Genomic DNA, 19,349 nt, shown 5'->3' on the forward strand with positions numbered 1-19,349 from the left:
GCACCAGGGAATCGGCGCGACTACTCGTCGCGGAGGGACCGGCCGGTCTGCTTCAAGAAAACGTCATCCAAGCTGGGGCGATGCAACTCGATCGAAATCGGGGAAATGTCGGCGGCGTCGAGTTCACGCAGCAAGAGCGGGACTGCGGAGCCCCCCTCGTCCACATAGAGCCGCAGCGTGACGATGCCGGCGGGATCAGGTTCACTTGATTCGATTTCTCGCACAAAGGAGCGCTGCCGCAATAGTTCTTCGGCTCGGGGCGCATCGCCATTGACTCCAATAAGGACGAGGTCGCCCGAGACCTCTTGTTTGAGCTGGGCAGGGGTGCCTTCGATCACGACCGCCCCTTCGTCCACAATCACCAGGCGGTCGCATAGGGCGTCGGCCTCGTCCAGATAGTGCGTGGTGAGGACGACGGACGTACCCCAATCCCGGAGCCTGCGTACTTCCTCCCACATGTGGGCGCGCGATTGCGGGTCAAGCCCGGTTGTCGGTTCGTCCAGGAACAGCAACTGCGGCTCATGCATGATGCCCAGCGCGATGTCGAGCCGACGGCGCTGACCACCCGAGTAGGTCTTCGAAGGCCGATCGGCGAAGTCAGCCAGTTGGAAGGCCTGGAGGACCTCCCCGGCTCGCTGGGCGGCGTCTTTTTTACGCATGCCGTAGAGGCGCCCCTGGTGGACGAGCTCGGCTCGGGCGCTGACCTCGCCCCAGGTGCCGCCTGCTTGGCCGACGTAGCCGATGGATTGCCGCACTTTAGCGGGTGCGGCGAGTAGATCGTGTCCGCATACGGTCGCTTCGCCTGCGGAGGGCTCGATCAAAGTGGCCAGCATCCGCAGCGTCGTGGTTTTTCCGGCGCCGTTGGTGCCAAGTAGGCCGAAGATCTCGCCTTCCTTGACTGACAGATCGACGCCGCGAACGGCCTCGACACTCTTACCGCGGGTGGTGAAGGTCTTTTTTAGACCTTTGGTCTGGATCAACATGGAAACCTCAAGGGTGAACGATTCTGTTGGTGGGTGTTGGGCGGTGATGCCGTGCAGTGCCATGGCCTGCCTGGAGCGTTTCGAGCAAAGACACAAGTACATCCGTTGGGTACGGCATACACGACCACCATCATAGTCAACGTTGACTATAGCGGAGCGCTGCCTTTACCCGCAACCCATTTACCACTGGCGCGCCGATGGGAACACGGGCACGCAGGCAGCCAGCTGGACACTGATAGCTCTTTGTTCAGCTACGACAGCTGTTTTTCCATCACATCAATCCCAGCGGCAGCCAGGTCGCCCTACCTAACGCACCCACGCCGATAATCGCGACCAACAGACCATTTATGGATAAATTTGACTAAGATTCTCTAGTCCAAACAGGCATATAGACACCGGTAATCGCGTGGCAGAGCTGGACCCGCATAAGCGCGCCTCCCACACTGGCGAAAGCTACTCAAGCTTGACGTAAGCTGCGGCATATGTGGAGCACTCGACTTTTCGTTCTCGGCCTCGTACGGTGGCTGGGGCCCATACACGGCTACGACGTGCATCAAGAACTGACCAGCTGGAGCGTCCCCGGCCTCCACGAGATCAAGCCCGGCTCGATCTACCACGCACTCAAGAAACTCACCGGTGAAGGACTGCTCGAGGTCGACTCCACCGAGCAGGACCCCGGCCGCCCGGCCCGCACCACCTACCGCATCACAGCGGCCGGAGAATCCACATTTCACTCGATCCTGCGCCAACGGCTATGGGATGAAAACACCAACATGCACGACTTCGGCGTCGTATGGGCCTTCGCCCCAGCCCTGGCCGACTCCGAGGCCATCGCCGCCCTGCAACGGCGCGCCGAGTACCTCCAGACGCAGATGGATACGCTCACCGCCGATATCGCCGCTCGCTCCACCACATCCGACAAGTCCCGCTCGGATTACCTACCCCCACACGTGCGCTCTATGCTGCGACTAGTGATCCAGCAATTGGCCGTGGCCGCCGATTGGTGTGACGAAACGGCGGCGCGGATCGAAGCGGGTGAGCTTGATATCGGAACAGACCCTAGCGTGGAAGAGGCTCGTCTATGGCGTGAGAGCATCAGGCGAGAGAGAATGAAAAAATTCGACAAGGGAAACTAGCCACTAGCTACAAACCTTGTCCCCTAATGTCGGCTTTTGGGCACTTGCAGTAACCCTGTGTGGTGCCACTCACCCGATGCGGCCATTAGACTCCAGGCCGGACCCTCAGGAGGAAAAAGTGCGCAAGGTGCTCATCGCCAACCGTGGCGAAATCGCAATCAGAGTAATCCGCGCCTGCAATGATGCAGGCATCGCCAGTGTCGCCGTGTACGCGGATTCCGACCGCGATGCCCCGCACTCCCTGCTGGCCGACGAAGCCTACGCCCTCGACGGTCTCACCGCCGTCGACACCTACTTGCGCATCGACAAGCTGATCAGCATCGCCCAGCGCGCCGAAGTTGACGCCGTCCACCCCGGCTACGGCTTCCTCAGCGAAAACGCCGACTTCGCCCAAGCGGTCATCGACGCGGGACTCACTTGGATCGGACCCACCCCGCAGGCGATTCGCGATCTGGGCGACAAGGTCACCGCCCGCCACATCGCCGCCCGAGCGGGCGCGCCACTCGTACCCGGCACCAAGGACCCCGTCACAGGCTCCGATGAAGTCAAGGCCTTCGCCGAAGAGCACGGGCTACCCGTAGCGATCAAAGCCGCCTTCGGCGGCGGTGGACGTGGCCTCAAGGTCGCCCGCGAAATGGGCGAGATCGCCGACCTGTACGACTCTGCTGTACGCGAGGCCGAGGCCGCCTTTGGCAACGGGCAGTGTTTCGTCGAGCGCTACCTCGACCGCCCCCGCCACGTGGAAGCTCAGGTCCTGGCCGACACCCACGGCAATGTCGTGGTCGTCGGTACCCGCGACTGCTCGCTACAGCGTCGTCACCAAAAGCTAGTCGAAGAAGCACCCGCCCCGTTTCTGACTGATGAACAGCGGGAACGCATTCACGCTTCCTCCAAGGCCATCTGTCTGGAGGCCAACTACCACGGTGCCGGTACCGTCGAATTCCTCGTCGGCCAAGACGGCACCATCTCCTTCCTCGAAGTCAACACCCGCCTCCAAGTCGAACACCCGGTTTCCGAAGAAACCACCGGGCTGGACCTGGTGCGCGAACAGTTCCGGATCGCCGCAGGCGAGAAGCTGGCCTTCACCGAGGACCCCACGCCTCGTGGCCACTCGATCGAATTCCGTATCAACGGCGAAGACCCCGGACGTAATTTCCTGCCCGCCCCCGGCACGGTCACTAAACTGCGTCTGCCCTCAGGGCCGGGTGTCCGGGTTGACACCGGCATCGAAGAGGGATCGGTTGTCGACGGCAACTTTGACTCTTTGCTGGCCAAGGTCATCATCACCGGCGCCACTCGTGAAGAGGCGCTGCGCCGCTCCGCTCGCGCGCTGGGCGAGATGGAGGTGGAGGGCCTAGCCACCGCGCTCACCTTCCACCGCGCCATCGTCAAGGACCCGGCGTTCACCTCCGAGCCCTTCAGCGTCTACACCCGTTGGATCGAAACCGAATGGGCGGGCGTGGAGCCTACCGAGGTCACTCCCGTGGCCGCGCCGGAGGCTGAGGAACACACCAACGTGGTCCTCGAAGTCGGCGGCAAACGCATCGAAGTCAAACTGCCCGCCAGTTTCGCCGCCGCAGCCCCTGCCCCAGCGGCGAAGAAAGAGCGCCGTCAGCGTAAGAAGACGGGCGGCTCCGGTGGCGGCGCGGCCGTCGGCGGCGACGCGCTGCCCTCGCCGATGCAAGGAACGATCGTGAAGGTCGCCGCCGACGATGGACAATCGGTCGAAGCCGGTGACACAATTGTGGTGCTAGAAGCGATGAAGATGGAGCAGCCCATCGAAGCGCACAAGTCCGGCACGGTCACCAATCTCAACGTCACAGTGGGAGACGTGGTCTCGGCCGGAGTGGCGTTGTGCCAAATCGTCGACTAAGCACTCTCGCCCGTTAGGGCAAGTGCGGCGAACTGGCTGGTAGAGCCGCAACACGCAGCCCTACGATCCAACCCATGAGCTTGACTAGCAGCCTGGCGGTAACCACCCCAGGCTGCTTTTATGTGCAAAGCTCCCCACTTTGGGACAAGCGCGCCAGAGGCCATCGCTGTAGGGCACAATGGCACCGCAGCCGAACGACAACCACGGCCGATGGCCGTCGGAACTGGGGATTATCCATGCGATTCATCCACGATGTTCAACCCGAACACGACTTGACCTACGCGGACGTGTTCATGGTCCCCAACAAATCCGCCGTCAAGTCGCGTCTCGCGGTCGACTTGAGCACGTCGGACGGGACCGGTAACACCGTGCCGATCGTGGCCGCGAACATGACCGCGGTCTCGGGACGACGCATGGCCGAAACCCTGGCTCGTCGAGGCGGCATCGCCGTGATTCCGCAGGACATCCCACTCGATGTCGTCGCCGAAAACATCTCCTGGGTCAAGCAACGACCGCTCGAATGCGATACGGCGATCACGCTGCGACCCTCCTCGACCGTCGGTGACGCTCTAGCGCTCATCCCGAAACGCTCCCACGGGGCCGTCGTCGTCATTGACGAGGAGAATCGGCCCGTGGGCGTGGTGACCGAGGCCGACTGTAGTGGTGTTGATCGATTCACGCAGGTGTCCGAGGTCGCCTCGACCGACCTCACCACGATCGAGGCGGGGACGAAGGACGAGGAAGCCTTCGACACCCTCGACACCGCCAACCATCGCCTGGCTCCCGTCATTGACGCCAACGGTCGCCTGCAAGGCGTACTCACCCGCTCAGGTGCCCTGCGAAACACTCTCTACACGCCCAACACCGACGCGGCGAACCGACTGCGCATCGCGGTGGCCATCGGGATCAACGGCGACGTTGAGACCAAAGCCCGCCGCCTCGTCGAGGCCGGGGCTGACGTGCTGGTCGTCGATACCGCCCACGGCCATCAAGACCGCATGGTGGAAGCCCTCAAGCTGGTTCGCGGCGCGGCACCAAACGTGCCGATCGCAGCGGGAAACGTTGTCACCACCGACGGGGTGCGCGAACTTGTCAAAGCGGGTGCCGACATCGTCAAGGTAGGGGTCGGCCCCGGCGCGATGTGCACCACCCGCATGATGACCGGCGTGGGCCGCCCACAGTTCTCCGCGGTCATGGAGTGCGCGGCCACGGCCCGCAAGCTCGGCAAACACGCCTGGGCTGACGGCGGCATCCGCCATCCGCGCGATGTGGCGCTGGCGTTGGCGGCTGGGGCGTCCAACGTCATGGTCGGCTCGTGGCTGGCGGGAACCTATGAGTCGCCTGGGGACCTCAATCACGATGCTGACGGTAAGCCGTACAAGGAGAATTTCGGCATGGCCTCCGCCCGCGCCGTTCGGCTCCGCACTAGTGGTGACACCCCATACGAACAGGCACGAAAGGCCTTGTTCGAGGAGGGTATCTCCACGTCCCGCATGTATCTGGATCGCCAGCGCCCTAGCGTGGAGGACCTGCTTGATTCGATCGTCGCCGGTGTCCGTTCCGCGGCAACCTATGCTGGCGCGTCGAATCTGGAGGAGTTCCATGAGCGGGCGACGGTGGGTGTGCAGTCAGCTGCCGGGTTTACCGAAGGCGCGCCGTTGTCGACTTGGTAGCGCCGGAGGGTTTCTACTCTCCTGTGGTGCCATCGATTTTCTCTCGCAGTAGGTCAGCGTGTCCATTGTGGCGCGCGTATTCCTGGATCACGTGTACATAGATCCACCGCAAGGTGCTGTTTCCCTTTCCGAAGGGGAACGGAAACTGGTCGTCGAGTTCGTGGGCGGAGGCCCGCTGGCGGGAGATGGTCACCGACTCGGTGAAGTTGGCGAAGTCTGTGCCCGCGTCTGCCTGCGCGACGCCTTCGAAGCAGGCATCTGGTCGTTCCATGGTGTGGTAGTAGCCGGGTACCTGTTCGCCGTCGAGGTTGAACCGAAACCAAAACAGTTCCACGTCGGCTAGGTGTCGCACGAGGCCCAGCAGGGAAATGCCGGTGTGGTCGAGCGGGGTTCGCTTGAGTTCGGCGGCGTTGAGTCCGGCGCATTTCATCATGAGAGTGTCGCGCTGCCAGTCGAGCATGTTCTCCAGCACAGCGCGTTCGCCCCCGGAAAAGTTGATGGCGACGCGCTGGGCCTGCGGCGCCGTCCAATTGTGTTCGCTCATGGTTCTCCTCTAAGGCTTCTTGGTGGCGACAGGGTGACGATTTGGGCATCGATCGACGCGATGCCGTGGCCGGGCGATGCTTCCACATCCGGTGACACTCACCGTATGGCATGGACACACTCGAAGCTGTCGCCGATCCCACGCGACGCCATATCGACGAGCTGGTCGCCACCGGGCCATTCTCGGCCGGGATATCGCCAAACAATTCCCCATCAGTCGGCCCGCTGCCTCGCAGCATCCAAAAGTACTGGTTGAAGCAGAGGTATTGCATCGGCGGCATGCGGGCACACGCCGCCTCTACTCACTACGACCCCAGGCGCTGGAGGAGGTCTCCGACTGGCTGGAGGCGCCAAGGCAACGATGGAACCGCACGTTGGACGCGCTGGAACAAGCCCTGGACGACCAAGCCACCTCTGATCGCAACTCGCCCGAAGCCATCACGAAGGAAACCCATACGGAGAAGGGCTCGTCATAAACGATTTGGGCCCGCATTACGGCACTTTGGGAGTCGACCCGAACGGAGCGTTCCGGCCACACTTCCAACGCCAGCTAAACCACTCGGTCGCAGATGTTTGGAAGGCCATCACCAACCCGGTTGCGCTGGAGACGTGGATGCCTGGGTGCACATTGGAGACCAAAACCGGCGGCAATTTCCGGTTCGACTTCGGGGAAGAGGGCGTGGCCACGGGCGAAGTCATCGAAGCCACCGCGCCCGGTGACAGCGGCACCATCGTCCATTCGTGGAACTGGGAGGGCACTGCGACCTCCCACGTCACCTGGCATCTAGTTGCGTCTGACACGGGCAGCACATTGACCGTGGAGCACCTGGAGTTGCCAAGAGAACCGCGGTTGACTTCGCCACCGGCTGGCACGCCATCCTCGACACGATTGAGCTCAGCCTCGCGGGCAAGCCACTCGATGAGGCCTGGTCATCCGTCGACACTCACTTCGCGGCGTATCAGGCCCAAGCGGACCAACACTAAGCCACCGGCCACGGTGCCTCGTGGCGACTCACTGTGACGTCGCGGCAATGTCATGACGAAGCGGTTGGCGACTAGGCAGGTTGACCGGGCCGATATCAGTTCTCGTACTCGACCAGCTGCCGCGCCGCTTCCGCGATCGAACCAGAGAGCGAGGGGTAGATCGTCAGGGTGCGCGCCACCTGCTCGACCGTGAGGCGTTGCTCCACAGCCAATGCGATGGGCGTTATCAGTTCGCTGGCACGCGGCGCGACGATCACCCCGCCAGCTACCAGCCCCGAGCCAGCCCGACAGATGAGCTTGACGAAACCCTCGGTGCGTTCGGACATCTTCGCCCTAGCGTTGCTGGCCAAGGGCAGCATGACAACGGTGGCGTCAAGCTTTCCGTCGTCGACTGCCTTTTGGCTGACGCCCACCGAGGCCAATTCCGGGTCAGTGAAGACGTTCGCGGCCACATTCGAAAGTTTGAGGGGCCGAACTGCCTCGCCCAGGGCGTGCCACATGGCGATGCGCCCCTGCATCGCGGCGACCGAGGCGAGGGCTTGCACCCCGGTGACGTCACCGGCGGCGTAAATGCCAGGCAGATTTGTTCGCGACACCTTGTCGACGGTGATGTAACCGTATTCGTTGACGTGAACCCCGGCGGCTTCGAGATTCATATCGCGGCTGTTGGGAATGGACCCCACCGTAATGAGGGCGTGGCTGCCACGAACGATCGTGCCGTCGGTCAACTCGACCTCGACTCCGGAGTCGGTGCGACGCACCGCCTCGGCGCGGGAACGGGAACGGATGTCCATGCCCCGGTTTTGGAACACGGTCTCAATAGCTTGTGCGGCGTCGGCGTCCTCATGCGGCATCACATGTTCACGAGAGGAGATCAACGTCACCTCCGAACCCATCGCCAAGTACGCGGAGGCAAATTCGGCACCGGTGACACCCGAGCCGACCACGACTAGCCGTTCAGGCAGCTCATCGAGGTCATAGACTTGCCTCCACGTCAGAATGCGTTCGCCATCGGGCTTGGCCGAGGGAAGCTCACGCGGAGTCGAACCAGTCGCCAACAACACCACGTCGACATCGATCGTGTAGCCATCGCCGCTGGAAGGCTGCACCGACACGCGGTGCGTGAAGTGCGATCCGGTCGCATCGGCGGCATCGCGCATGGACTCGCACAACGAGGCCCGGCCATCGACCACCGTCACCCCGGCCGCCAAAACCTTCGCGGCGATGTCAGTGGATTGCTGCCGAGCCAATCGCTTCACACGGTTGTACAAGACGGTCGCGTCTACCTGCGGTTTCTCAACCATCACTCCCAGATCGGACGCCTCATGAATCTCAGTGAGAACATTCGAGGACGCAATGAAGGTCTTGGAAGGGACACAGTCGGACACAACGCAAGCGCCGCCGACTCCGGTCTCCTCAATGAGGGTGACCTCGGCATCAAGCTGGGCCGCCACAAGAGCCGCCTCGTAGCCTGCCGGTCCGCCGCCAATAATCGCTACCCGTGTCACGCGCGACCTCTCTTGGTATTGCCTGCTGTATAAATGGCCGCTTTCAGGGTATCGTCATGATGTGCTGCTTTACGCCGCGTATGGCTCGAATCTAGACCCAGCTCGCATGCAGGCGACCTGTCCGCGATCACCCTTGGTCGGGACTGGTTGGCTAGAGGGCTGGAGACTGACCTTTGCCGGGGCTGATTTGGGGTGGGAATCGGCGGTCGCGACCGTCGTGGAATCCCCCGGGGAACGCACCTTCGTATCTTTGTACGAGCTACACCAGCTCGACAAGTCGGTACTGGACGACCTCGAAGGGTGCAATTCGGGACTGTATCGAAAGATCCAGACCCAAGCGGCCACGCTCGAAGGCAACCGTGCGGTATGGATGTACGTCTTCGATGGATTTGAAGACGGCCTACCCAGCGCCTGGTATCTCCAGGAGCTGGCACAGGCGGCCGAAAAGGCGGGTGCCCCGTCGGACTATGTGGCGTCGCTGTTGAAGCGTCCCACCACGCCCGACGAAAACGGCTAAATCTCCGCCCAGTGCCTCACGTCCGCACGCCCGCTGATGTGACATCAGCAAGCCTGGCTTCCCGCATGCCCACAAACCGCTGAGCCCGACCAGGGGGCGTTTCCCGCCCGCGCCCTACTCAGCACACCCCATAGGCCACGCTGTCCGACAGGCTCAAAAGTCCCCCGGCGCCACCTGCAAACATGTGAGCCCAAGCTCACGCCACATCGCGACTATGGCGTCTCGATCATCCAGCACACACTCGACCCGAAAACGCCCCCGCACTTTACGCTGGTAAATCTCCCGCTTCACCTCAACGTCAGCTCTGTTATCACCGTCGCCACGCATATGGAGCTGGCTGATCTGAGCGTTGACGTGCGCATGTAGCCAAAAGTCCGTTGCCGGGCGGCAGACCTCACTGCGTCCCGACACGCACACAATCGCGTACCCGGCCGCCGCCAGCGCCTCCACCACCGCGATGACTGGCCGGTTTGGGGTGTCCTCCCCGACTCGAGACCAATCGTAGGGGCTGCGGTCGGCGCGCAACGCGACCGTGCCATCAATATCGACAATGACAGCATCGGGTAGCGGGTCGGTCATGAAGAACACCATCCTCAGGATCACGGTTAGAGGCCCCTACACGCCTCGACACTGGGTAGGTACCTCAATGGGTGGGCACGGCGAAGCAAAGCCTACGAGCAATCGTCTAGCCGGCCGAGAGGGCCATACGCACCGTCGGCCCTCGCCCCGAGGAACCTCAAACGCAGCAGGCTGCCCATCCGCAGCCACTCCGAGCGAAGGCAGCCACTCTTCATCCAATATCAACGCACGGTGAGGCGTTTTTTCGCACAAATGTCAGAGTCGGCATCTAGCATTCTCGGCATAGAGGAGTACGGCCCACCGAAGCCGAATGCGGGCCTATCTGCCGTGGATGGGTCTGGGCCAACGGGACCGAAAGTCACCGCTATGGCCCGCGCGGCACGACAGACGTGCCCGCGCAACCTGCCTTCGAACCGTCCGAGCATCAAGGCACCGGGCTGCTCCATCCAAGTCGACCACATTGCGAGGAGTCAACCGATGAACGATCTCACCGACAAGTACAGCCACGCCAGCGAAGGACTCATCGCGGTGGCGAACGGGGTGGCCGACGACCAACTGTCCGCGCCTACCCCGTGTTCGGAGTACACCGTGCGAGAGTTGCTCAACCACCTGTTCTATGTCACCGATCTGATGGAAAAGGGGGTCGCCGGCGAGGACATGGAAATGACCGACACGCCGCCGGATTTCATGAGCCCTGAACAGACCTGGCGGAATCGTTTTACCCAGGCGATCGAAAAGTGCGGCGCCACGTTTTCGAATCCGGCCGTTCTCCAGGGCGATCCTCTGTTGGGGCTTCCCCGTTCACAGGCCGCGCTGCTTCCGTTGTTCGACTTCGTCATCCATTCTTGGGACCTTGCCCGCGCCACCGGCCAGGAGTATCACCCGTATCCGCCTGCGGTCGACCTGCTGGACCAGCTTTCGAAAGAGGTCGTGCCAGGCGGTCGTGAATTTGGGGTATTCGCCGAAGCGGTCGAGGTCCCCCAGGACGCCTCGGAGTTTGCACGGCTCCTGGCCTTTACCGGGCGGGATCCTCACTGGAGGCCTTAGGGCTGCTTGTTGATCGAGGATTGTGCAAGAGTGCGAATCCTAGGCCGCAGAAGGCGAAGGTAGCCGAGCCGACACGAACGTCGAAAGTGTCTCTTACATACGTCTCATTCCTCTTCCTACTGCGGTGGTGGGCGGTGTGGCATCTGGCGGCGTCGTCGGCATGTTGCCCCTACCCGCTAGCTATGGCCAAGCACCTCCGCCTTCTCCCACGCTGGCAGCGCCCCATTCCCGCATCGGTTCGCAGCTGTGGGAGTCAATGTGGGCGGCCGGAAGTGGCTTTCGGCGCGCCCGCCTTCCTTTGCGCCCCATTCGGATTGATATGTTTCTCATCCGCACCTAGTGATGTGACCACCGTCCCAGCCCCGGCGGGGAAATCTCTCGACCGCAGCGAGCCTCCCCGATATTCGTCTACCCCGCCTCCTCCCCACTGTGTACCCGACACCGACTGCGAAACTTGTCCGTCGCGCCAGCTACCGGCGCTTGAGCACCGCCGCGTCCACGGCGAGAAGGGCTCTCACCATGCACGACATGTGCGATAAAGTCGCCGATGACACCGTGGCGGTCGTCAACGGCATTGACGATTCCCAACTGAGCGACCCGACCCCTTGCGCCGAGTTTGACGTCCGTGGCTTGGTCAATCACCTTTTTCACATTGCCGGCGAACTGCACAAGGGCGTCAACGGAGAGCACATCGCCCCCTTGGCACAACCGCAGGACCATATTGGCCAAGGCGGCGACTGGCGGGCCCGCTACGCGGACACCGCGAAGGAACTCGCCGCCACGCTTGCCGACCCACGCAGCGCCGAGGGCAAAGCCGTGGCGGGAATCCCCCGTCATGTGTTCGTGAAGATGCCGCTGATAGACCTGCTGGTACACGGGTGGGACTTGGCGCAGGCCACCGGGCAAAGCTATCGGCCCGACCAGGCTTCGGTGGAAGTCCTTTACGAACTCACCCGTGACTTGGCCGCCCTTGGCCGTGCCACCGGCGCCTTCCAGTCAGTGCACCCCGTGCCCGAGGACGCTGAGACGTTTGACAAGCTGCTCGGCCTCACCGGCCGCAACCCGGAATGGACGCCATAGGGCACCTGCCGCAGCGGCAACGTTGGGCGGGACTCACCAAGACCATAGGAGGGCTCGCTTGAGCGCGAACAGTGGTTGCGTGAGCTTTCGGATCAACGTGAGCTAATTCGAACATGGAACGCGATGCGTTCATCGGGATCAAACGGGGTCGTGTGGCACTGCCTGGGACGACAGCGCGTGGTCGTCCCTATGCCTGCCTAGACCGGGGGCTGATGCCGTTGGACTATGAGTTCGGGCGACAACCCCGGCGGCAGATCTCCATAGTTCAGGCCCCGTTGGGGCCCTAGCCGCGATGCGCAAAACGCATCGGCCACGGGCGCTGGTGAGTACCGCACCAATAGCGAGGCTTGCAACGCCAACGCCAGATCTTCGCTCAGCCGCCTGGCCTGGCTCATCTCGGGCCGACGCATGCGCTCTCCCAAGCCGACCAGGTGGGCATCGAGGAACTTGTTGGCGCCCAATGCTTGCGTGACCTCGTCAAGGAAGGCATCGGCGGTCTCCGGGGCGGTGACCAACGCGCGCAACACGTCCAGACACATGACATTGCCCGACCCTTCCCATATGGACATCAACGGCTGCTCCCGATAGCGGCGGGCTAGCGGCGCTTCCTCCACATATCCGTTGCCGCCCAAGCATTCGAGCGCCTCCGCCGCGTGCGCGGGGCCTCGCTTGCAAACCCAATACTTCGATACCGCCGTAGCCAGACGGCGGAATGCCTGTTGATTGGGGTCGTCGTAGGCCGCTGCCAGACGCATCGCGGTGAAGGTGGCGGCCTCGGACTCCACACTCAAGTCCGCCAGCACCGAGGCCATGAGCGGCTGATCGATCAGCCGGTGGCCGAACGCGGAACGATGTGCGGCATGCCAGGTCGCTTCCGCGACGCTCTGCCGCATCCCGGCGGCCGAGGCGATGACGCAATCGAGCCGAGTGTGATTGACCATCTCGATGATGGTTCGCACTCCGCGCCCCTCCTCCCCGACCAATTGAGCCCAGGCGTCATCGAACTCGACTTCGGCCGAGGCGTTGGAACGGTTGCCGAGCTTGTCTTTCAGCCGCAGCAATTGCATCGCGTTCTTCGCGCCGTCCGGCAGCACCCGGGGAAGCAGAAAGCACGAAAGGCCGCCTGGCGCCTGCGCCAGAACGAGGAAGGCGTCATTCATAGGTGCCGAACAGAACCACTTATGGCCGGTGAGACGCCAAGCCTCACCGTCACGTTGCGCAAATGTCGTGTTCGCCCGCACGTCGGAGCCGCCTTGTTTTTCCGTCATGGCCATGCCGATGAGCGCACCGTGTTTCTGGGCGACGGGCCGCAGCTGCGGCTCATAGGTGTTGGACGTGATGACTGGCTCCCACTCCTTGGCCAGATCCCGATTGGCGCGCAAGGTGGGGATGGACGCGTAGGTCATGGAGATCGGGCAGCCGTGCCCGGGCTCAACTTGCGCGGCCAGCAGGAACTGAGCCGCCCGGGCCGCATGCGCGCCCTCCGTAGGTTTACTCCACGGCAAGGCGTGCAGGCCGTGCGAGACGGCGATGTCCATAAAGTAGTGCCAGGCCGGGTTGAATTCGACTTCGTCGAGGCGGTGGCCATAACGGTCATGGGTACGCAGGCGAGGAGGATCGCGGTGGGCCTCATCGGCGTTGCGAGCCGCTTCGGCGCTGCCCAGGATGGTGCCAAGTTGGTGGGCGCGGCTAGCGGCCCAGCCCGAGCCGCTCCATTCCAGCGCTTCGGAGAGCGGAAGGTTGTCGGCCAGGAGGTCGCGGCCAGTCAGAGGAGGCGGCTGATTGACGACGTTGTGGCCTCTGCCACTGTCAGAATTGGTCATTACTCAACCGTAGGCAAGATGAGGCGGCAGTCAAGCCCCATTTCTCTTTGAACGGCAGTCGGGGTCAACCGAGCGGAGGAACTGGTACATCGTAGAGGACGGGTTGTCGGCGGGGAAATCTCGTCTTGCTTCTCGGTGACGTTTCTCCAGCTCCAACGATCTACGAATCGCTTCCAAACGATAGGGGACGATGTCCTCAGCACAGATGGCCTTACCCTTCACCCCCGTTTGTGCGGCACATAGCTTGCTGGCCTGTTTCGTATCGAGGCTTGCGAATTGGTCGGCATGATGCAGCGCGATCCATAGTTCGAAGCATGGATTGCTAACGGCGAGGCTGATGTCGTTGTTTTCGGCGAGTGCAACCGCTTCCCGTAGGTTCGCGTGAGGTTGTGGGGCTTCGACGTCGAAGACGCACCAGTACTCATCGATGTCGGCAGCTTCCCGATTCTTCTGATCAACAGCCCGTTTCACCAGCGGGAGTGGCTGTCCCAGTCCACTCACAGTCTCAATCCGGATCGCGGTGTTCGAACGCACTGAAGGTAGCCGTTTAATCCCGTCTATGTAGGCGGGCTCGGTGACCTTTCCTTCACAAAAGACATAGATCGTCTTGCGAGCGCGTCTGGTACCTGGTTTACGCCTGAGATCTTTGGCTTTAGTTCTCCGTTTGCCCATTCGCTTCAACCGATGAGGCCCAAGGCCCGGAGGAAATCTTGATCACTCACATCCGGCACCGCACCGAATCGGCCACTGAGATATGCCTTCTCCAAGTTGCTACCTTTTCGTACGTATTCTTCGGCGAAGTCGGCGAGCGAACCCAATTGAGTGGAACCGTCGTCATTTTTTTCTGTTAGCCAAACCTCATCGCGATTGAGGTGCTTGAGCAGGCTGGTGTCATGCGAAGTGAAAATCAACTGAGCCCCATACGGATTGGTGTCAGCTCGATGAAACATATCGATTAGCTGGGCCGAGAGGGTCGGGTGCAGGCTGGAGTCTAGCTCGTCCACGGCTAGGACCTTTCCTTGGTCGAGCGCTTCAAGAACCGGACCAATTAGGTTGAACCATGTGCGTGTTCCATCAGATACTGAATGATTGAAGTCCAGACTGGCGCTCCCAGAATGGGTCCTGTAAATCAGGTGTGGCCTCTGATGATCCCCTAGACGTTCAAAGGCGTATTTCATCCACTTGGGGTGGTCGTCAGAGCCCGACTTGAGTACAGCTTCAATGTCGGGGTCTGGCTTGAACTCCACGTCCTCGATGGACCGGTCCGCCATACGCAACATCGCGAGCGCACGAAGGCGACGCTCCAGGACGTCAGCCACAGGCCGCCCCTCATCCTGCTTCTCAGCCTTCGCCGTCGACTGCGATGGATCAAACAGCTTACGACTCATGCGACTGGCGGACCCACACCGCCGGAGGTTTGAAAACGAGTCGGCTCCATATAGGTCCATTCCCAGTATTTTGCGAAGAAGGCCCGAGACAAGAGGGTCATCGAATCGCCGAACTGCCGTCAGAGCGAGCACTCGGGGTGCAAGCAGTTTCCTGGTTCCGGACAGGTGTCCCAGCCCTCGTTGCAACTTGAATTCGTCTGCTCCATGTCGTTCAAACAGCAGCCGCTGCTTCCTATTCGGGTAGTGAAACAGAGCTTCATAGTGAACCGAGCTGGCATCCAACGAAAGGACGTACTGGAAGCGGACACCCTCGATGGCAAGTTCTATTTCGAACGATGTCTCTCGTCCCTCAGGCAAAGCGAAAGCGAAAGGCTCGACTGAAATGCCGTCATCCCATGAAACCAACGAAGTTCTAATCGCTTCTTGCAACCAACCCAGAGCTCGTAGAAGGTTTGACTTTCCCGAGGCGTTTGGACCGTAGATGCCCGCAGTCGTAAGGAGGCTGTGCCCAAGGGGCTCTTGGGCACGTGCTGCCGGACGGTCTTCGTCGATCGCCACCATCGACAGCTCAACCGGGTCGAGGATGGAGCGAAAATTCGAGACTTCAAATCTGATCAACATGGGCGGCCTATCGTCGGGTGTATTGCAATGATACGTTGTTTCTCGCAATTTTTCGACGAAAAAATGTCTCAAATCGTAGCTATGTGCAGCTAATCTCTCTGAGGACGGAGTTATCGACCCGTTTATACCTCAGAGCCCAATGAACCGATCGCTTCAGCCACGGCCTCTACTGTCAGGCTGCGGACCACGTCTATGTTGGCCTCGACCTCGCCGGTCGCGGCCGCGACGAAGGCATCCCCGTCGAAGCGGGTATGCGTGGGCGCTACCGCCTGAGCCAGCCCGTCGTGAGCGCCTTGCGCCAGCAGGTGGCAGCCGACCTTGTCCAGCGCCGCGTTGGTCGCGACCAGGCCGATGGTGGTGTTGGTACCAAAGCCCTCGGCCCCGCCTTCGCTTTCCCACCTCTGCTTGTCGACCGTGGCCACATCAAAGTCGACTGTCGTCTCGGCGCTTCCCTGCTCGGACTCGCCCTCGGGGTCACGGCGAAAACGCTGACTCTGAAACATGATCGGAAAGCCCTGTGGCCGCAATAGCTCGCGGCGCAGCGGACCCGGCTCGCCAAAGGCGTTCAACGCGATCAGCACCGAGACCACGACCTCGCCGCACGTCAGGGTGGCCGATACCAACCCGGCGTCAATGCTGGTACCGCGCCACTGCCCGTAGGTGCAGCCTGCCCCAGCCCCAACCGGCCCGGTGAGCACGGCATCGAGTGAGGCGTCCTGACACGCGGCATAGCCTTCGTCTGGCCCGGGTCGCACGCCTCGCCCCTGCGGCAAGTCGAACAGTCCCAGGGTCGGCACAATGGGCACGGGCCCGGCCGGAGTGGGCACGCCGCGCCCCTGCTCCTCCAGCCAGCGCATGACGCCATCAGCTGAAGCCAACCCGAAGGCCGAACCTCCGGTCAACAGCACCGCGTCGATCCCGGCGTTGGCGCGGGTGGGGTCCAGTAGATCGGTTTCGCGACTGGCCGGGGCTCCGCCGCGCACTTCGCCCGAGGCGACCGTGGAGCGGGGAAAGATCGCCACCGTACAGCCTGTACGCGCCTGGGCGTTAGTCCAGTGGCCGACGCTAACTCCCAATTGGTCCATGTTTCTCCTGAGGCGAGCCCTACCGGAGGGCTTTGTTGGCGAAATGGCTGCCGGTCGGCGCGCCAGAGACGACTTCGTAGACCGTCACCTGGAAGTGAGTGTTTCCGACCATGCCTTGTACCAGGACCTTATATTCTCCTTTCCCTCGCCGGAGGATGGTGCGTTCGCGGTGGGTCATGAGCGAACCGGGCTTGTATTCCTCGGCCAGCCGCTTTGCTTCGTTTTCGGCCTCCCATTCGTGATGAAAGGTCGCCGGGTGAATAGTGAGGTGGACGCCCTGGGTGGTGGAAGGCTTGTTCTCCTCGATGATGATGCGCCACGTTTGGGCCATGTCTGGTCTCCTCGACGGGGTCTGATCTCTGGTGAATGTTTTCGATGATTGTGCTCTAGTGCGGGCGGACAGCACGAAAGCGGGCCACCCGCTGTATGCGAGTGGCCCGAGTAACTGATGGCTATGGTGCTCTGTGCGCACCGCATCGGCCAAGGTGGCTTAGCCGATGCGGTGGCAACGACTAGTTGGCGTGCCAGCCGGGGATGGGGAAGCTGCCGCAGAACTCACGCACTTCACCGGCGATGGCATCGAGCGCGTCTTCCTTTTCGTCGCGGGCGGCCAGAACGGCGCGGTCGATCCATTCGGCGATCTTGTCCATGTCTTGGGTTCCCATGCCGCGCGTGGTCACCGCGGACGTGCCGATCCGCAGTCCGGAGGGGTCGAAGGGCTTGCGCGTGTCGTAGGGAACGGTGTTGAAGTTCAGCTCGATTCCCGCCCGGTCCAGCGCCTTCGCGGCGGGTTTGCCGCCGATGTCCTTCTTGGTCAGGTCGGCCAAGATCAAGTGGTTGTCGGTGCCACCACTGACCAGGTCGAAACCACGGGAGGACAGGCCCTCGGCCAGCGCCTTCGCGTTGGCCACGATCTGGTGGGCGTAGGTCTTGAACGTCTCTTGGGCCGCTTCCTTCAGCGCCACGGCGATCGCGGCTGTGGTGTGGTTGTGCGGTCCACCTTGGAGGCCGGGGAAGACGGCCTTGTCGATGGCTTTGGCGTGTTCGGCGTTGCTGAGGATCATCGCTCCACGCGGACCGCGCAGCGTCTTGTGCGTGGTGGTGGTGACGACTTCGGCGTGCCCGATGGGGCTGGGGTGGGCGCCACCGGCGACGAGGCCAGCGATGTGGGCGATGTCGGCCACGAGCACCGCGTCGTTGTCCTTGGCGATTTGCGCGAATCCGGCGAAGTCGACGGTGCGCGGGATGGCGGTGCCACCGCAGAAGATGAGTTTCGGCTTGTGTTCGGCGGCCAGTTGGGCGACCTCGTCGAGGTCAACGCGCCCACTTTCCTTGCCGACGCCATAGTGGACGGCGTTGAACCACTTGCCGGTAGCCGAGACTGACCAGCCGTGGGTCAGGTGCCCGCCCATCGGCAATCCCATGCCCATGACAGTGTCGCCGGGTTTGAGGAAGGCCAAGTACACGGCCAGGTTGGCTGGGGAGCCCGAATAGGGCTGGACGTTGGCGTGGTCGGCTCCAAAGAGGGTCTTGGCACGCTGGACGGCGATTTCTTCCACCTGGTCGATGACCTGCTGGCCCTCGTAGTAACGGCGGCCCGCGTAGCCTTCGGAGTACTTGTTGGTCAGCAGGGTCCCGGTGGCTTCCAGGACCGCCTCGGAAACGTAGTTCTCCGAGGCGATGAGGCGAATCTTCTCTGACTGACGGCGTCCCTCGGCGTCGATGAGTCGTTCGATCTGTGGATCGACGGATGCGAGGTCGGCGGTGAGTTCGGTGTAGGCGTCGGTCATTGGCTATCCCCTCAAATTTCTTCGTGCAGCAGGTCGAGCGGTGTGCGTACGTCGAGCTTATAGACCGGCTCAGAGCCGATACTAGGGTCTTCTCACGCTGTGACGCCTCTGCCTCGCCTCCGTCCCGCATCGCGGTCTGCTACGAGCCCACTACCAGCAGCGATATTTGCGGGGTGAGGTTTACGTCATAGTTTTATAGCGCTACGTTCGAGAGCATGTCCCCACATAAATCCCTAAGTTCACTAGATTCGGCGAAGGCCGTCGGCGTTGCGTTCGTCGTCGCCGCCACTGCGGCCCTCGCGCAGCTGGGATTGGCATTCGGGCTCGACATCTTGTCGTGGCACGAGTTCAGCCCCACTGATGGAACCACCGAGTCGGTGCTCGACATGCGGCTGTCGGCGAATCTGGCCTGGGTGGCCTGGTTCGCGGCCGTGTCGACCGTCATCGGCGGCTTTATCGGCGGCCGCTCCGCAGAACACCCCTTCTGGCGCCTAGGCTGCGGGCTCGGTGCCAGCCTGGGGGCGTTCGTGGTCGGGCCCCTCGTGGCCCTTCCTGCCGCCGGAAACATCACCACCGACATCCCGATGCAACCGTTGGCCGCCTCCGCGATCGGCGCGCTCGCCGGTCTGGTGGTGGCGCTGATCAGTTTGTCCTCCATGGCTGTGGCCGCCAACGTCGGTGCCTCGGTCGTGGTCGTGTGGTTTTTCGCCGTGATGGCG

At 62.3% G+C, this 19,349-nt stretch carries 18 protein-coding genes; 8 read left to right on the forward strand and 10 right to left on the reverse strand.

What is annotated here, in order from left to right:
- Positions 1-20: 20 nt before the first annotated feature.
- Positions 21-980, reverse strand: coding sequence for an ABC transporter ATP-binding protein (locus JQS30_RS14735; RefSeq protein WP_343076226.1), 960 nt, complete (start codon positions 978-980; stop codon positions 21-23).
- Between the two features lie 485 nt (positions 981-1,465).
- Between JQS30_RS14735 and JQS30_RS14740 the strand changes: the two genes are divergently transcribed.
- The 3 genes from JQS30_RS14740 (at position 1,466) to JQS30_RS14750 (ending at position 5,665) form a co-directional block, all read left to right on the forward strand.
- Positions 1,466-2,119 carry a PadR family transcriptional regulator gene (locus tag JQS30_RS14740; protein WP_213171000.1) on the forward strand — a complete coding sequence of 218 codons (654 nt, stop codon included), beginning with the start codon at positions 1,466-1,468 and terminating at the stop codon, positions 2,117-2,119.
- 118 nt (positions 2,120-2,237) lie between these two features.
- Positions 2,238-3,992: an acetyl/propionyl/methylcrotonyl-CoA carboxylase subunit alpha gene (locus tag JQS30_RS14745; protein ID WP_213171001.1), complete on the forward strand. Its 1,755-nt coding sequence runs from the start codon at positions 2,238-2,240 to the stop codon at positions 3,990-3,992.
- Positions 3,993-4,228: 236 nt separating this feature from the next.
- The gene (locus tag JQS30_RS14750) at positions 4,229-5,665 is read left to right on the forward strand and encodes a GuaB1 family IMP dehydrogenase-related protein (RefSeq protein WP_213171002.1); all 1,437 of its coding nucleotides are present in this window, start codon (positions 4,229-4,231) and stop codon (positions 5,663-5,665) included.
- Positions 5,666-5,678: 13 nt separating this feature from the next.
- Here the strand turns inward: JQS30_RS14750 and JQS30_RS14755 are convergent, their stop codons facing one another.
- Entirely contained in the window at positions 5,679-6,209 is a 531-nt protein-coding gene (locus tag JQS30_RS14755; protein ID WP_213171003.1) for a DinB family protein, read from the reverse strand.
- 76 nt (positions 6,210-6,285) lie between these two features.
- Here JQS30_RS14755 and JQS30_RS14760 point away from each other — a divergent pair, with 76 nt between their 5' ends.
- Entirely contained in the window at positions 6,286-6,684 is a 399-nt protein-coding gene (locus JQS30_RS14760; protein WP_213171004.1) for an ArsR/SmtB family transcription factor, read from the forward strand.
- A gap of 26 nt (positions 6,685-6,710) precedes the next feature.
- The gene (locus JQS30_RS17890; RefSeq protein WP_213171005.1) at positions 6,711-7,229 is read left to right on the forward strand and encodes an SRPBCC domain-containing protein; all 519 of its coding nucleotides are present in this window, start codon (positions 6,711-6,713) and stop codon (positions 7,227-7,229) included.
- Between the two features lie 58 nt (positions 7,230-7,287).
- Here the strand turns inward: JQS30_RS17890 and JQS30_RS14770 are convergent, their stop codons facing one another.
- The gene (locus JQS30_RS14770) at positions 7,288-8,700 is read right to left on the reverse strand and encodes an NAD(P)H-quinone dehydrogenase (protein WP_213171006.1); all 1,413 of its coding nucleotides are present in this window, start codon (positions 8,698-8,700) and stop codon (positions 7,288-7,290) included.
- 61 nt (positions 8,701-8,761) lie between these two features.
- Between JQS30_RS14770 and JQS30_RS14775 the strand changes: the two genes are divergently transcribed.
- Positions 8,762-9,217, forward strand: coding sequence for a gamma-glutamylcyclotransferase family protein (locus tag JQS30_RS14775; RefSeq protein WP_213171007.1), 456 nt, complete (start codon positions 8,762-8,764; stop codon positions 9,215-9,217).
- 153 nt (positions 9,218-9,370) lie between these two features.
- Here the strand turns inward: JQS30_RS14775 and JQS30_RS14780 are convergent, their stop codons facing one another.
- Positions 9,371-9,796, reverse strand: a complete 426-nt coding sequence (locus JQS30_RS14780; RefSeq protein ID WP_213171008.1) for a phosphatase domain-containing protein — start codon at positions 9,794-9,796, stop codon at positions 9,371-9,373.
- Positions 9,797-10,273: 477 nt separating this feature from the next.
- Here JQS30_RS14780 and JQS30_RS14785 point away from each other — a divergent pair, with 477 nt between their 5' ends.
- Positions 10,274-10,843 carry a TIGR03086 family metal-binding protein gene (locus JQS30_RS14785; RefSeq protein WP_213171009.1) on the forward strand — a complete coding sequence of 190 codons (570 nt, stop codon included), beginning with the start codon at positions 10,274-10,276 and terminating at the stop codon, positions 10,841-10,843.
- 528 nt (positions 10,844-11,371) lie between these two features.
- The gene (locus JQS30_RS14790; RefSeq protein WP_213171010.1) at positions 11,372-11,923 is read left to right on the forward strand and encodes a TIGR03086 family metal-binding protein; all 552 of its coding nucleotides are present in this window, start codon (positions 11,372-11,374) and stop codon (positions 11,921-11,923) included.
- Positions 11,924-12,120: 197 nt separating this feature from the next.
- Here the strand turns inward: JQS30_RS14790 and JQS30_RS14795 are convergent, their stop codons facing one another.
- The 6 genes from JQS30_RS14795 to JQS30_RS14820 form a co-directional block, all read right to left on the reverse strand.
- A complete protein-coding gene (locus JQS30_RS14795; RefSeq protein WP_213171011.1) occupies positions 12,121-13,746 on the reverse strand; it encodes an acyl-CoA dehydrogenase family protein in 1,626 nt (541 codons plus the stop codon).
- Between the two features lie 30 nt (positions 13,747-13,776).
- A complete protein-coding gene (locus tag JQS30_RS14800) occupies positions 13,777-14,418 on the reverse strand; it encodes an RloB family protein (protein WP_213171012.1) in 642 nt (213 codons plus the stop codon).
- Positions 14,419-14,423: 5 nt separating this feature from the next.
- Complete coding sequence (locus JQS30_RS14805) at positions 14,424-15,755, reverse strand: AAA family ATPase (RefSeq protein WP_213171013.1); 1,332 nt, start codon at positions 15,753-15,755, stop codon at positions 14,424-14,426.
- Positions 15,756-15,877: 122 nt separating this feature from the next.
- Complete coding sequence (locus JQS30_RS14810) at positions 15,878-16,840, reverse strand: P1 family peptidase (RefSeq protein ID WP_213171014.1); 963 nt, start codon at positions 16,838-16,840, stop codon at positions 15,878-15,880.
- A gap of 19 nt (positions 16,841-16,859) precedes the next feature.
- Positions 16,860-17,171 carry a hypothetical protein gene (locus tag JQS30_RS14815; protein ID WP_213171015.1) on the reverse strand — a complete coding sequence of 104 codons (312 nt, stop codon included), beginning with the start codon at positions 17,169-17,171 and terminating at the stop codon, positions 16,860-16,862.
- A gap of 181 nt (positions 17,172-17,352) precedes the next feature.
- Complete coding sequence (locus JQS30_RS14820; protein ID WP_213171016.1) at positions 17,353-18,630, reverse strand: serine hydroxymethyltransferase; 1,278 nt, start codon at positions 18,628-18,630, stop codon at positions 17,353-17,355.
- Between the last annotated feature and the right edge of the window lie 719 nt (positions 18,631-19,349).

This window comes from Natronoglycomyces albus, assembly GCF_016925535.1.
GTDB lineage: Bacteria > Actinomycetota > Actinomycetes > Mycobacteriales > Micromonosporaceae > Natronoglycomyces > Natronoglycomyces albus.